This is a genomic window from Microbacterium phyllosphaerae (genome assembly GCF_050628115.1).
GTDB lineage: Bacteria > Actinomycetota > Actinomycetes > Actinomycetales > Microbacteriaceae > Microbacterium > Microbacterium phyllosphaerae_A.
In genome coordinates, this window is record NZ_CP192502.1 from 1,340,753 (window position 1) to 1,355,076 (window position 14,324).

The following is a 14,324-nucleotide window of genomic DNA, read 5'->3' on the forward strand; positions in this document are numbered from 1 at the left end:
ACGGAGTGGTTGCCTTCCGTCGGAATCCAAGAAAAGAGCACACTCATGACCGGCACTCCTCGTAAGGCGCTCGCAGAAGCGCTCGCGACCTTCCTCTTCGTCCTCAGCATCATCGCCGCGGTGAACAGCGAAAGCCCGCTGACCCCGCTCGCGATCGGCTTCACCCTGATGGTGCTCGTCTACTCGACGGGTCACATCTCGGGCGCCCACCTCAACCCGGCCGTCTCGGTCGGTGTCTTCCTGCGCGGCGGCCTGAGCGTCGTCGACCTCATCGCCTACCTCGTGGCCCAGTTCGTCGGTGGCGCGCTCGCCGCCCTGGCCAGCCTCGCCGTATGGCCCGCCGGTGGCGAAGCCATGGTGATCGAAGTCGGCCCGGCGTTCTTCGTCGAGGCGCTCTTCACGCTGATCCTCGTCTGGGTCGTGCTCAACTCCGCGACCTCGAAGGACACCGAGGGCAACTCGTTCTACGGTCTCGCGATCGGTGCCACCGTGTTCATCGGTGCGGCGACCGTCGGCTCGATCTCGGGCGGCGGCTTCAACCCGGCCGTGGCGCTCGGCCTCTCGGTCGGCGGATACTTCGACTGGGCGTCGCTGTGGCTCTACATCGTCGCCCCGGTCGTCGGTGCGGTCATCGCGGCCCTGCTCTTCCGTCTGCTCAACACGGACGACGCGAAGAAGATCGCCGCGTAACCCTCTTCATCGAACGCCGCGTCCTCGTCGGAGGGCGCGGCGTTCGTGCGTGCGGTGCTGTTCCGGTCGCACTTCGTGCCGCGCAACCGGCGAGCGGGCGGGCACGAACTGCGACCGGAGCGCCCGGCGGCGGCACGAACTGCGACCGGAGCGGCCAGGGGCGGCATCCGAAGTCATCCGTCCGGGGGATGCCGAGCCGCGAGGCTCCGTCATAGCGTGGATGCATGCTGATCGTCGAAGAACTCCACATGCTGCTTCTCCGGCCTGATGGTCGCGTCGAGAGCGCCGTGAGCGTGAACCGCCTCTACGGCGAGATCGCCGCGGTCATCGTCGACCTCGCCCTGCACGGACGCGTCGTCGTCTCGGAGGGCAAGAACCCGACCGTCGAGGTCGTGTCGACCGAGCCGACGGGCAACCCGATCCTCGATGCGACGCTCGCGCGTCTCGTGCCGCTGACCGGCAAGCGCCTGCAGTCGCTCGTCGCGCGTCCGAAGCTCGATCCGCTCGAGGTCGTGGTGGAGTCGCTGGTCGTGCAGGGCGTTCTCGTCCGCGGAGAACGCGGCTTCTTCGGGTGGGGTTCCGCCCGCACGCCCGAGTCGGACCCCGCTCCCGAGGCGGTGCTGCGTTCGCGGCTCGCCGCCGTGATCGCCGGCACTGGTGCGCCGACTCAGGCCGATCTGGCGCTGCTCTCGATCCTGCAGAACCTCAACGCCGCCCACGGGATCCTGCGCGATCAGTGCGAGGGGATGTCCGCACGCGACCTCAAGCGGCGGATCGAGGATCTCACTGCAGGCTCGGCCGCCGGGGATGCCGTCGCCAGGGCCGTCAACGATGCGATCACCGCTGCGATGGTGGCCATCATGACGCCGACGATCGTGGCGGCCACGATCACCTGACGCCCGTCAGCGCAGCACGGACGCCCGCTCCGTGAGCTCCAGGATCACGGGATTCGCATCGTGGGGGTCGACGACGACGCCCGCGACGGCATCGAGGTCGAGCACCGGATATTGCGAGGTCGCGCCGATCTTCTCCTCGCTGCCGAGCACGTACGTCTGCGCGCAGCGTGCGGCGATCGCCCGCTTGGTGACCGCGTCGTCGAGGTGGCCGGTGGTCAGGCCGCGCGTCGGGTCGATGCCCGTCACACCCAGGAAGAACAGGTCGGCGGCGAGGTGCTGCACGGCTTCCATCGCGAGCGGGCCGCTCGCGACCATCGAGAAGCGCGCGAGCTCGCCGCCGATCATCACGATGCGGGCGTCGGAGTGCTCGGCCACGGCCAGGGCGATCGCGGGGCTCGGCGTGATGACCGTGAGGTCGGCGCCGCGGGGGAGCATCCGGGCCATCGCCAGGGTCGTCGTGCCGGCATCCAGCACGATCGTCGAGCCAGGGGCGATCAGGTCGACCGCACGACGGGCGACGCGCTCCTTGCTCTGCGTCGCGAGCGTGGTGCGCTGATCGACGGGTCTGTCGGCGGGCGGCACCGGCAGGGCTCCGCCGTAGACACGCACCATCTCGCCGGCATCGGCGAGTTCTCGCAGATCGCGTCGGATCGAGTCCTCCGAGACGCCGAGGTCGAGGGCGACGGCTTTCGCGACCACGCGGCCGTCTCTGCGGAGGATCTCCCGCAGATGGTCCTTGCGCTGTGCGCTCAGCATCCGACTCCTTCAGTACTCGCTACTTCACGAAGTTGCACGTTCTTGCACGGTTAACGTTACAGTCTTCTCCATGACAACTCCACTCCTGATTCTCATCGCCGGGCCCTACCGCTCGGGAACCGGCGGAGACCCCGCCCTGATCGCCCGCAACCTCGAGCGCCTCGAAGAGGCTGCTGCCCCCATCCACCGCCGAGGCCACGTGCCGATGATCGGCGAATGGGTCGCGCTGCCGATCCTCCGTGGGATGGAGGAGGCGGATGCCGCCGGCGGCGACGTCATGTACGAGACCGCTCACCGACTGCTGCAGCACTGCGACGCCGTGCTGCGTCTGCCCGGCGAATCCGCCGGTGCCGACAAGGACGTCGAGATCGCTCTCGAGCGGGGGTTGCCGGTGTATCACTCGATCGACGAGATCCCGGTGCGGGAGGGTGTGGCCGCGTAGCGGGAGGCCCACGTGACCGGGAGGGGGCGGGAGGTTGCGCCTCCTCCCGCGCATTGCCCGCTCCGCATGCGTGGCGTAGATTGCCCAGTAAACGCTTTCCCGTCCGGGCGAAGCCGGATCACGCGACCCGAGAGGCTGACATGACGACCGCATCCGAGGCCGGCCTCCCGTTCGACCGCACTCACTTCGACTACTCGCCATGGTCGTTCTGGGCTGATGCGTCAGACGAGCAGAAGCAGCGACAGCTCGCGCTGCAGCGTGCCCTCGTCGGCGCCCGACCGGATCACGTCCTGGGCGATCGCACCTTCATCTCGGAGCTCGCGGCGGTGCAGACCGACACGCTCGAACTCGGAGATCGCACGTACATCGCGGCGAACGCCTACGTCACCGGAAAGGTGCGCACCGGCAGGGACTGCACGATCAATCCGTCGGCGATCGTCAGGGGAGAGATCCGCATGGGGGACGCCGTGCGCATCGGCGCCTTCGCGTCGATCATCGGCTTCAACCACGGTTTCGCAGATACCGAGGTCGAGATCTTCCGGCAGCCGCTCACCAGCAAGGGCATCGTGATCGGAGACGATGTGTGGATCGGCTCACACGTGACGATCCTCGACGGGATCACGGTCGGTGAGAAGTCCATCCTCGCCGCGGGTGCAGTGGTCACCAAGGACGTGCCGGCCGGGGTGATCGTCGGCGGCAACCCGGCCCGGGTCATCCGCTCGCGGTTCGCATCGGCGACAGCAGAGGCGACGCCGCAACCGCTGGAGCCGAAGCCCGAGCCCCTGTCCGGCCGCCTCGCGCGCTTCGCGAGCACCGCCAGAGTGCAGGCGCCCGCCATCCTCGCTCGCTCCTGGAATCCGCAGGTCGCCGACGGACTGTTCTCCGACAGGCCGGATGCCGCACCGACCGTGCGCGCGCAGTGCGACGCGATCGAGATCAGCTCGCTGCTGCTCGGGCGGGCGCCGGATCAGCTCCCGGTCGACGCCCAGATCGTCCGGTTGCAGTCGTATCAGGATCCCGAGACCGGGCTCGTCCCCAGCCTGGGCGTGGACGGTCTGATCGAGACCCCCACGCCGGGCGCCGACCTGAACGACGGCGAGGCCGCTTATCACGTCGAATGCGTCGGCTACGCGCTCGACCTCCTCGGCGCGCGGTTCCCGCACGCCATCCGCTCCGTCGTCGAGATGTCGGGCGACGACGTGGTCGGCTTCCTCGGGAGCCGGTCATGGCGCACCCGGGCGTGGGGTGCGGGCCACGACGTGGATGCGCTCGGAACGGCGCTGCTGTGGAACCTCGACCACGGCGAGCGGGGTGCGTTCGAAGCGTACTTCGGCTGGCTGTTCACCCATGTCGACCCGGTGACCGGAATGTGGGGCCACCCGCGGGCGGAGGACGGTCTGCTGCAGATCGTGAACGGCTACTACCGGCTGACGCGGGGCAGCTTCGCCCAGTACGGAGTGCCTCTTCCCTACGCCGAACGCGCGGTCGACACCGTGCTCGCACACACCCGGGATGCGCGGTTCTTCGAGCCGGAGAGCCTGACCGCCTGCAACGTCCTCGATGTCGCGCATCCGCTCTGGCTGCTGCGCCCGCAGACCGGCTCCTACCGGTCGGACGATGTCCGCACGCTCGCCTCGAGCCTTCTCGATGCAGCGCTCGGCAACTGGGTCGACGGCGAGGGATTCGGATTCCAGGCCCCCTCGTCGGCGAGCGGGCTCACGGGCCCCTCGGCGCCGGGGCTTCAGGGCACCGAGATGTGGCTCTCGATCGTCTGGCTTCTCGCCGACCTGCTTGGCGAGTCCGAGGCCCTGGGGTACCGCCCCCGCGGCATCCATCGCCCGGAGCCGGCGCGGGGGATCCCGCTCGACGATTTCGTGCGCAGCGGGGTCGTTCCGGGGTGATGCGACGGCGGCCCGGCGTCAGGCGCGTGCCACGCGTTCGGCCGCCGCCTGGCGACGGAACTCCGTGGGGCTCACGCCGTTGATCGAGCGGAACTGGCGCGAGAAGTAGAGGGCGTCGTCGTATCCCACAACCAGCGCGACCTCGGAGATCGGCGAGTCGGTGGTGATGAGCAGCTCTCGCGCCCGCGCGCTGCGCAGGCGTTTGAGGTAGTCCTTGACGGACGTGCCCACGGCTCCGCGGAACAGGGCCGAGAAATGCGAGGGGCTCAGGCCCGCCATCGCGGCGAGTTCCGGCACGGAGAAGTCCGTGTCCAGGTTGGTGCGCAGGTAGTCCTGCACCTGTCGGATGCGGTCGCTCGTGGCGGCCGTGCCCCGCAGTGCGCTCGAGGTGATCGCGGCGAGCATCCGCCACGCCGCTCCGGCCGCGGTGAGGAGCATGGGCAGCGTCTCATCCTTCTCGAGAGCACTGAGCGCCTCGTCGAGCGACTGGACCACGGCGTAGACGTCGTGGAGCTCGACGATCGGGCCGCGCCCGTCAGCGACGATCGTGGCGAGGAAGTCGTCGACGTCCGAGCCGGTCACGTGCGCCCACCAGATCGTCCACGGGTCATCGTCGTCGGCGCGGTACCGGTGGCGAACGCCCGGAGCGAGGACCACTGCGGAACCTCGCTCGACACGGACGGGGTCACGGTCTCCCCACTCCACCCAGCCGACGCCGTCGGTGCAGACCATGACGATCGTCTCGGGTGCGCCGGTGGCGCGCACCCGCCCGTGCTGTGCCGCGCGGGGGAAGTACCCCACATCCGTGACCAGCAGCCGCCGGACGATCGGCTGGCTCTGTGCCGCGCGCACTGCCGGGCGGGGAATGACCCGGAGGCGCTGGCCCAGGAATCCCTCATGCACGTACACGGCGGCTTCTTTCATAGGTCTGATCAGAGTTTCGTCTATCGAGGGTAGCGCTGGATCTGTTGCCTCGTCCGTTCTGAGAATCAACCAGCGTCGTTTCATCCATATCACGACGCCGGATCGTGCTGTCGCACCGGTCGTCCCTGGCCGTAGTCTCTCGGGAGCGCTCGCCCCTTCGAAGGAGAACCATGACCGCGACGTCGACTCTTCGAACCATCCGGCTCCATGACGATCGGCCCCCGCTCACCGAGCCGACCATGAGCAACACCGAGAACCCGCACGAGAGGCTGCGTCTGACGAGTCGGTGGATAGAGGTCGACGGAGCGCCCACGGTGCCGGTGACCGGCGAGCTGCACTTCAGCAGGATCCCGCGCCGGCGGTGGGAGGAGCAGCTGCGGCTCCTCGTCGCATCCGGACTCACCTCGGTGTCGACCTACGTCTTCTGGATCCACCACGAGCGCGAACGCGGTCAGGTGCGGTTCGACGGCGACCTGGACGTCGCGGCCTTTCTCGAGACCGCCGAGCGGGTGGGCATCGACGTGATCCTGCGCATCGGCCCCTGGTGTCACGGAGAGGTGCGCAACGGCGGTCATCCGGACTGGGTGGTCGCAGCCCTCGGAGATCGCGCGCGGACGAACGATGCGGAGTACCTCGCGCTGGTGCGCGACTGGTACACGCACATCGCCGAGCAGGTGCGGCCGTTCTGCGGACCGGACCGGCCGGTGGTCGGCATCCAGCTCGAGAACGAGCTCCACGACCAGCCCGATCACATCGCGGTGCTGAAGGTCATCGCCCAGGAGTCCGGGCTCTCGGCCCCACTGTGGACGGCGACCGGGTGGGGTGGCGCGATCCTGCCGTCCCACGACGTCTTCCCGCTCTACAGCGGGTATGCCGACGGCTTCTGGGCGGGTCAGGGTTCGACCTGGGACGACAGCTTCCGCGATCACTTCCGGTTCACGCACGTCTGGGACGACCCCGGTGTGGGTGGCGACTTCCGCGAGGAGGGCGCCGAGATCGTCGTGCGTCCGATCGACCCCGAATTCCCTCCGTCGACGTGCGAGCTCGGGGGAGGCATGGCGACCGCGTATCACCGGCGACCGATCGCGCGAGGGCGGGACATCGCCGCGCTCGCCAATGTGAAGATCGGCAACGGGTCGGCCTGGCAGGGCTTCTACATGTACGCGGGAGGCGTGAACCCGCAGGACGGGCTGCAGGAGAGTCTCGCCACGGGATACCCGAACGACCTGCCGCGCTTCGACTACGACTTCCAGGCGGCGTTCGGCGCCACGGGTCGTCCGGGCCCGAGCCTGGGCGTGCTCCGCGACCACAACGCGTTCCTCGCCGCCTTCGGCCCGCGCCTCGCCGACACCTTCAGCTCTCTTCCTGACGACGCCCCCGTCGACGTGCACGACCTCGACTCGCTGCGCTGGGCGGTGCGCGGAGACGGTGCCGGCGGGTTCCTGTTCGTGAACACCCATCAGCCGCACGAGCCGCTGTCGGCGGTGCCCGGCGTGCAGTTCCGCATCCCGTTCGCCGACGGCGAGCTGGTGTTCCCCGACTGCCCGATCGACATCCCGAGCGGCGTGATCGGTCGCTGGCCGCTGCGGATCGACGTCGCGGGGGTCCGCGTCGAATGGGCGACGGCATCCGTCGCCGGGATCGTCGACGGCGAGGTGCCGACGCTCGTCCTTCGCGCCCACGACGGCCTCCCCGCCAGGATCCAGCTGGCGGCGGGATCCCGCGCCCGCCTTCGGGGGATCGAGGTGGATGCTGCGGTGCCGTTCGATCTCACCCCGGACGATGTCCTGGTGATCGACGGCGCTCTGCGGCTCCTCGTGGTCGACGAGGAGCGGGCCGGGCGCCTCTGGTACCTCGGCGCCGACCTGGTCGACTCGACGGATGCCGTCTGGCGGGAATCCGGTGACCTCGTGGTGCGCGCGGATCGCGAGCCGACGGCACTCGTCTGGAGGGGTGAGGAGTTCTCACCGCTCGTCCTGCGGACCGATGCGCAGCCGGGGTCGACCCGAGCGGCGCTGGAGGAGCTGCGCCCCGTGAACGACGTTCCGGCGCGCTACGGCGAATCGATGGGTCGGTCGGCCGCGCCGGACAGCGGGCAGTTCGACGAGGTCGCCGGTGTCTGGCGGATCGTGCTCCCCGTGCCGCAGGGCCGTTCGGCGGGAGACCTTCTCGAGCTGGTCGTCGACTGGGAGGGCGATGTCGCTCAGCTTCGTGCCGACGGCGTCGTGATCGGGGATCGCTTCTGGGACGGCCTGACCTGGCGCATCGACGTCACCGAACTCGCCCCCGGTACGGATCTCACCCTGCACATCGCGCCGATTGCGGCGCACAGCGTGATCGATCTCGACGGGTCCGTGCGCGAGCGCGTCGATGCGGCGGGGCGCCTCGGGGCGGTCATCCGCGTCGATCGCGTGGTGTCCTCGCGCTGGACCTCGGCTCTCTGAGAAGGACGACGGAACATGCATACCCACACCACCGCACCCGTCGACCGCTCCCACGCCGAGCTCGTCCTTCCCGACGTCCCTGCCGCGCTGCAGGCGGAACTCGATGCCGGGCGCGCGGTCGCCTGGTACGAGGCGGTCGAGATCGACACGTACGAGCCGGACGCCCCGTCGACGTATCCGATGTACCTCGACCAGCGGGTCTACCAGGGATCCAGTGGCCGGGTGTATCCGCTGCCGTTCGTCGAGCGGGTCGCATCTGTCCCGGTGCGTCGCCGCTGGAATGCCGTGCACATCGAGAACGCCTACCTCCGGCTGATGATCCTGCCCGAGCTCGGCGGGCGCATCCACGTCGCCTACGACAAGACGACCGGTTACGACTTCTTCTACCGGAACAACGTCATCAAGCCCGCGCTGGTCGGTCTGACGGGGCCATGGATGAGCGGCGGGGTCGAGTTCAACTGGCCTCAGCATCACCGTCCTGCGACGTTCCTGCCTGTCGAGTCGACCATCGAGCGCCACGATGACGGCAGCGTCACGGTGTGGTGCAGCGATCACGACCCGTTCGCCCGGATGCGCGGCACGCACGGCATCCACGTGGGTCCTGACAGCTCGACAGTGCGCGTCGACGTGAGGCTCCACAACCGCACGAGCATCGCGCAGACCTTCCTCTGGTGGGCCAACGTCGCCGTGCGGGTGCACGATCAGTACCAGTCGTTCTTCCCCGAGGACGTGCGCCACGTCGCCGACCACGCTCGTCGCGCCCTCACCGGATACCCGCAGGCCGACCGCCCGTACTACGGGGTCGACTACCAGGAGCGCGCCCGCCGTGAACCGGGTGCCGATCACATCGACTGGTACCGCAACATCCCGGTGCCGACGTCGTACATGATCGTCGACACCGAGCACGAGTACTTCGGCGGATACGACCACGACGCGCAGGCGGGGTTCGTGCACTGGGCCGACCGCCGCGTCGCGCCGGGCAAGAAGCAGTGGACCTGGGGAGACGCGCCCTTCGGGCACGCGTGGGATCGCCTGCTCACCGACGCCGACGGGCCCTATGTCGAGCTCATGGCCGGCGTCTACACCGACAACCAGCCCGACTTCACCTGGCTGGCGCCGGGGGAGACGAAGCGGTTCAGTCAGTACTGGTACCCGATCCCCGGGATCGGCGTCGCCCACCAGGCATCCACCGAGGCCGCGATCCACGTCGACAGGGACGGCGATCTGGTCGTGAAAGCGGCGGTGACCTCGCCGCAGGCGGGCGCCCGACTCGAGATCCGCGACGCCGACGGCATCCTCCTGTCGGAGCAGACGGCCGACCTGGCTCCGGGAGACGTGTGGCGGGTCGAGACCGGGGTCCGGGCGGGCGACGGCATCGTCGTGACGCTGCTGGCGGCATCCGGTGCGACGCTCGTCGCCTGGCAGGAGGTCTCGTCGGACGACGGTGAAGAACCCTGGACCGCCTCCGCCCCGGCCGCACCCGCTGACGTCGACAGCACGGACGAGCTCTATCTGATCGGTCTGCACCTGGTGCAGTACCGGCACCCCAGTCGCTCGCCCCTGCCGTACTGGGAGGAGGCGCTGCGCCGCGATCCCTCCGACGCCCGAGTGCTCACCGGACTCGCCGAGCTCGCGTATCGCGCGGGCTCCTACGACCGGGCGAAGGACCTGCTCTCCCGTGCGCTCGCGCGCATCAACGCCCGCAACGCCAACCCCCGGCACGCGGATGCGCTCTTCCTGCTCGGGCTGGTCGAGCAGCGTCGAGGAGACACCGCCGCAGCCCGCCGCGCCTTCGCCAAGGCGTTCTGGGATGCGGCCTTCGTCGCGCCCGCCGGGCTCGAGATGGCGCGTCAGTCGGCGCAGGCCGGCGACCACGCTGCGGCCCTGCACGATCTCGACGAGCTGGATGCCGTGGCGTCCGACGACCGCAGGCGGGGTGCGCTGCGGGTGGTGCTGTTGAGAAGGCTCGGCCGTGGTGCCGACGCGGAGGCGACTCTCCGGCGTCTCCGCGCCGAAGACCCCCTCGACCCGCTGCTCGGCTTCCTCGACACCGGTGCTCTTCCCGCTGACGGTCGCACCTTTCTCGATCTGGCCGGCGAACTCGCGCGGGCCGGAGAGACGGATGCCGCGCTGTCGGTGCTCGACGATGCCACCCGCGTGCCTCCGAGCGCGGCAGGCAACGTCGCACCGCTCGCCCGGTATCACCGGGCCGCGATCCTCGACCGGCTCGGCCTCACCGACGATGGCGCGCGCGAGCGCGCCGCGGCCAGGGATTCGGATCGGCGCTGGTCCTTCCCCGCCGGCCTCGACGACCACGACGTGCTCGTGGCGGCGCTCGCCGCGGAGCCGGACCCGGTGGCGGCCAGCCTGCTGGGTACCCTGCTGTATGACGCGGGGAGGCGGGAAGAAGCGCTCGCGCTGTGGGAGCGGGCGATCGAGGGCGGACTCGACGATCCGATCGTGCACCGCAACGCGGGGTTGGCGAGCTACAACGTGGCGCACGACGATGTCCGCGCCGTGGCGCACTACGAGCGGGCTGTGGCCCTCGATCCGGGCGATGCGCGGCTGCTGTTCGAGCGCGATCAGCTGGCAGTGCGACTCGGAGAGACCGACTCCGAGCGACGGAAGCGCCTCGCCGACCGGTTCGACGTGGTCGCGTCTCGCGATGACCTCGTCGTCGCCTACGCCGACCTCCTGGTGAGGACGGGTTCTGCGGCCGAGGCGCTCGCTCTTCTCGAGAGCCGCGTCTTCCAGCCGTGGGAGGGCGGCGAGGGCCAGGTGCTCGGTGCCTGGGATCGGGCTCGCGAAGCCCTGGGTCTGCCGCAGGGAGAGCCGCCGCTCAGCCTCGGTGAGGGGCGACCGGCGTACACCCCGCCGGTCGCGCGGCATGCCGACGGCGAGATCGACTACTTCGCGACGAGCCTGCCCGACCTGCTGCTGTTCTCGCGCAGCTGAGTCGCCGCGACGACGGGCACGCAGAGAAGCTCCGTATCGCGCCGCGCCGTTGCCACGCCCTGCGACTCCCTGTGAGACTGAGGCGATGACCGACGGCCTCGAGTTCCCCCGCCATGTCTTCGACGCGCTCGGCGCGGATCCCATCGCGTGGGAGGACCGCATCGGCGGCGCGATCCGCGTGGTCGAGAAGCGGCCGGCCGGCGGACCGATCACGATCATGACCTCGGGTGCCTCTCTGATGCCCACGGACTCGGGCGAGCGTGTCGAGCTGGCGGTCGAGGTGCTCGACGGTCAGCAGGGCGCAGCCCGCGTGGCGCTCGGGATCGTGTGCGACGACATGGCGACGAACCGGCGGGTGCCCCCGGTCGGCGCCCCGTGGCGCAACAGCGAGCCGTTCCTCACCGGCACCCGGATCTCGGCGATCATGGTGACGCCGTCGCGCTGGGGCGCGTCGTTCGACGACGTTCGCGCCGATGACGGAGCCGTGATCGGGCAAGTCCGCACGCTCCGGATGCTCACGGATGCCGAGGCCGGCTTCGCCTCGGCGAAGGGCTGGGACGCCCTGGTCGCAGAGGCGGGGTCGGTGGATGCCCTGCTCGACGTCACCCGCGACGACGCCGCCTCGTCTCCGGGGCTCGCGGGCAATGCCCCCGTCTTCCTGTCGAAGCTGCATGCCGAGCATCCGCCCCGCTGGATCACGTTCACGGGCAGCGACCTGCAGTCGGTCACGGGGCTCGAGTCCGAGGAGTACATGAACGACTCCGCGAATCACGAGGTGTGGTCGGTCGACTCGTTCGTCGCCCGCTTTCCGTGGGTCGCGACCTTCGTGCGCGAGGCGAAGTCCGGTCAGACCGGGCTGTTCACCGACGCCTCGGGGGCATACGTGCTCGAAGACGACTAGCGGGTCTCCAGGGACCCGCGGCTAGACCGCGAAGCGCACGCCGGCCATGTGCTCGGCGACGGACCACAGCTCGGCCCCCACGTCGACCGAGCGCACCTGCTCGCTCGCGGTGACCCGTCTGGGTGCTCCGCGGAACTCGAGCAGACCGCCGGGACCCCAGTAGTCGCCGCCGGTGGCGTCTGCCGCGACGGCCGCATGCACGATCGGCGCGGCTCCGGCATCCTTCCCCTGCACGAGCGCACGACTCAGCGAGGCGAACGCCCGCGTCGCGCCCGAGACGTCGGCGAGTCCGTCGCGGTGCGGCGTGAGCGGATCGACGGCGTAGCCGGGGTGCGCGCACAGCGCCGAGCGCGCCGTGCTCCGCCAGCGGCGGTCGAGCTCGAAGGCGAAGGCCATCAGGGCCGCTTTCGAGCGGCCGTACTGACGCAGGGAGGCCCCGGTCCACGGCTCCGAAAGCGTCGCGGGATCGATGTCGGCGAAGCGGTGAGCGAGCGAGCCGACCGCCACGATCCGCGCATCGTCGGCGAGCACGTGCCCGAGCTGTGCGAGCAGGGCGAAGTGCCCGATGAAGTTCGTGCCCACCATCAGATCCAGTCCGTCGGCGGTGCGCGCGTCGCGATCCGCGGCCTTGACCCCCGCGTTGCAGATCACCGCGTCGACGGGCTCGTCGAGCGAGGCGGCTGCTGCTCGGATGCTCGCGACAGAGCCGAGATCGACCGAGAGGATCCCGAGGTCCGCGCCTGGCACATGAGCGCGGATCGACGAGGCGGCGACCTCTGCGCGCTCGGTCGACCGGCATCCGAGCAGCACCCGTGCGCCGTGTGAGGCGAGGATCTCGGCGCACCAGTACCCGATGCCGGCGTTCGCCCCGGTGACGATGATCGTGCGGCCGTGGAGGTCGGGGATTCCCGTCGCGGAGGAGGTCATGTCCTCCAACCTAGGTGGCGTTCGAGGGGCCCTCGGCATCCGTTCCTGGTCGCGTCGGGTGAGACGTTCCAGGGCCCGTACATCGGCGAGAACTCGCTTGCCCGGTCCCCGTTCTCCTTCGACCCCTGGTGGGCGTACAGAGCGAATGTCATCCGTTCGCACAGCTCCGCGATCATCGGCGTGAAGGGCTCGGGGAAGAGCTTCCTGTCGAAAGCATGGGCCTGCGCTGCGGGCTGATCAGGATGGGCCGCAAAGTCGCCGTTCCTCACGACCCGAACGGTGAGTGGGCGCGCGTCGCAGAGTTCGTCGACGGGAAGACGATTGGCATCGGCCGGGGGAGGGCGGCGCAGATCAACCTCCTCGATCCCGGCGCTCGCGACACGGCCCTCTCAGACGAGGACTGGCGCGATGATGTGCTGCAGTTCCGCCGCGGAACGTTGAAAGCGGTCATCCTGCAAGATCATCTTCGAGATGGTGACGAACGCCTAAGTAGCGGGCTGCCCAGGCTCTGATCCCACCGGATCATCCTGGGCAGTTCTGTCTGGCCGTTCGGCCGGATGTACTCAGTCTGAGGTCGCGTGAAAGATCCAGCCGGACTCCACTGTCCAGTGGAACAGTCGACCCGTGTTGCCGTCGAGCCACAGATCGGTAAGAACCTCCGGCGCCGTGAACTCACCCCAGGTGAAGTACGACGGGCTCGTAGGCAGGAGGCCTCCACGCTGTCCCGTCGGAGCCATGTGGATGTAGAGGTGCGTGCGAACTGCGCCGTGCTCCTGGCGCTCACGTTCTAGCTTGGAAAGCTTTTTACCGATGATTGGGTCGTGGGCAAGGTAGTCGGAGAGCTCGTTGAGATATGGCGCCTCTGCGTTGTTGGCGCCCGCGTTCGCGCTCATGACGATGATGCGCGGTGGGTCCATCGGTCCGATGACCCCGGCACGCACGACAGGGTGAACGTCCACTACGGTCTCGGGCATCGTTCCGGGGTCCAACAGACGGTTGAGTTCTGCGGCGACGTCGCGAGCTACCTCGCTCAGGTCGGCGCTTTCCCAGCCGCGTTCGAGATCGAGCTGCCATGACACGTTGCCGCGGTACTCGCGCTCGACGGCCTTCTCGAACTTTCTCGTGTGCGCCTGAGATCGCTGATATGTCGCATCGATTGATCGCGTGACTTCCACCACTTCGACGCGACCATCCGGGCGATGCAGGACGATGTCAGCTGCGCCGTTGCGGCCGGATCCGCCGCCGGATTGGTCGTCGCCCACGATCGGTCGTGCCCCAGTGAACGCATGAAGGCGGAGCGCGGCTGTGGGTTCTCCGCTACCAACCGATTCAAAGGCGCGTTGGGTCTCCCTGATACTCTCAGGCGCGGCATGGTTCAACGCCTCGGCGAACGACTCACCTTGCGCGCACCATCCTTCGGTCAGGAGCCGCGACCTGGCCTCGTCGAGGAAACTCATCACCCCTGTCTACTCATTGGCTCGCACATGT

General features: G+C 69.3%; 12 protein-coding genes. 8 read left to right on the top strand and 4 right to left on the bottom strand.

Annotated elements, in window-relative coordinates:
- The first annotated feature begins 45 nt into the window (after nucleotides 1–45).
- Complete coding sequence (locus tag ACQ4LY_RS06180) at nucleotides 46–690, top strand: MIP/aquaporin family protein (RefSeq protein WP_431075140.1); 645 nt, start codon at nucleotides 46–48, stop codon at nucleotides 688–690.
- A 224-nt stretch (nucleotides 691–914) separates the two neighbouring features.
- A complete protein-coding gene (locus ACQ4LY_RS06185; RefSeq protein WP_431075141.1) occupies nucleotides 915–1,586 on the top strand; it encodes a GOLPH3/VPS74 family protein in 672 nt (223 codons plus the stop codon).
- A 6-nt stretch (nucleotides 1,587–1,592) separates the two neighbouring features.
- On the opposite strand, the gene ACQ4LY_RS06190 is transcribed toward ACQ4LY_RS06185, so the two are convergent.
- A complete protein-coding gene (locus ACQ4LY_RS06190) occupies nucleotides 1,593–2,342 on the bottom strand; it encodes a DeoR/GlpR family DNA-binding transcription regulator (protein WP_431075142.1) in 750 nt (249 codons plus the stop codon).
- A 70-nt stretch (nucleotides 2,343–2,412) separates the two neighbouring features.
- Between ACQ4LY_RS06190 and ACQ4LY_RS06195 the strand changes: the two genes are divergently transcribed.
- Together ACQ4LY_RS06195 and ACQ4LY_RS06200 are read left to right on the top strand one after the other, a co-directional pair.
- Nucleotides 2,413–2,784 (top strand): DUF4406 domain-containing protein, encoded by a 372-nt coding sequence (locus tag ACQ4LY_RS06195; RefSeq protein WP_431075143.1) that lies wholly within the window; start codon nucleotides 2,413–2,415, stop codon nucleotides 2,782–2,784.
- A 140-nt stretch (nucleotides 2,785–2,924) separates the two neighbouring features.
- Nucleotides 2,925–4,685 (top strand): acyltransferase, encoded by a 1,761-nt coding sequence (locus ACQ4LY_RS06200; RefSeq protein WP_431075144.1) that lies wholly within the window; start codon nucleotides 2,925–2,927, stop codon nucleotides 4,683–4,685.
- Nucleotides 4,686–4,703: 18 nt separating this feature from the next.
- On the opposite strand, the gene ACQ4LY_RS06205 is transcribed toward ACQ4LY_RS06200, so the two are convergent.
- Nucleotides 4,704–5,609 carry a helix-turn-helix domain-containing protein gene (locus tag ACQ4LY_RS06205; RefSeq protein ID WP_431075145.1) on the bottom strand — a complete coding sequence of 302 codons (906 nt, stop codon included), beginning with the start codon at nucleotides 5,607–5,609 and terminating at the stop codon, nucleotides 4,704–4,706.
- 170 nt (nucleotides 5,610–5,779) lie between these two features.
- Between ACQ4LY_RS06205 and ACQ4LY_RS06210 the strand changes: the two genes are divergently transcribed.
- The 3 genes from ACQ4LY_RS06210 (at nucleotide 5,780) to ACQ4LY_RS06220 (ending at nucleotide 11,909) form a co-directional block, all read left to right on the top strand.
- Nucleotides 5,780–8,053: a beta-galactosidase gene (locus ACQ4LY_RS06210; protein WP_431075146.1), complete on the top strand. Its 2,274-nt coding sequence runs from the start codon at nucleotides 5,780–5,782 to the stop codon at nucleotides 8,051–8,053.
- A 15-nt stretch (nucleotides 8,054–8,068) separates the two neighbouring features.
- A complete protein-coding gene (locus tag ACQ4LY_RS06215; protein WP_431075147.1) occupies nucleotides 8,069–11,008 on the top strand; it encodes a DUF5107 domain-containing protein in 2,940 nt (979 codons plus the stop codon).
- 85 nt (nucleotides 11,009–11,093) lie between these two features.
- Nucleotides 11,094–11,909: a 3-octaprenyl-4-hydroxybenzoate carboxy-lyase gene (locus ACQ4LY_RS06220; RefSeq protein WP_431075148.1), complete on the top strand. Its 816-nt coding sequence runs from the start codon at nucleotides 11,094–11,096 to the stop codon at nucleotides 11,907–11,909.
- A gap of 21 nt (nucleotides 11,910–11,930) precedes the next feature.
- On the opposite strand, the gene ACQ4LY_RS06225 is transcribed toward ACQ4LY_RS06220, so the two are convergent.
- Complete coding sequence (locus ACQ4LY_RS06225; protein ID WP_431075149.1) at nucleotides 11,931–12,836, bottom strand: SDR family NAD(P)-dependent oxidoreductase; 906 nt, start codon at nucleotides 12,834–12,836, stop codon at nucleotides 11,931–11,933.
- Nucleotides 12,837–12,964: 128 nt separating this feature from the next.
- Between ACQ4LY_RS06225 and ACQ4LY_RS06230 the strand changes: the two genes are divergently transcribed.
- On the top strand, nucleotides 12,965–13,348 hold the full coding sequence (locus ACQ4LY_RS06230; protein ID WP_431075150.1) for a hypothetical protein: 384 nt from the start codon (nucleotides 12,965–12,967) through the stop codon (nucleotides 13,346–13,348).
- Nucleotides 13,349–13,399: 51 nt separating this feature from the next.
- Here ACQ4LY_RS06230 and ACQ4LY_RS06235 read toward each other — a convergent pair whose 3' ends face one another.
- Entirely contained in the window at nucleotides 13,400–14,293 is an 894-nt protein-coding gene (locus tag ACQ4LY_RS06235) for a hypothetical protein (protein WP_431075151.1), read from the bottom strand.
- Between the last annotated feature and the right edge of the window lie 31 nt (nucleotides 14,294–14,324).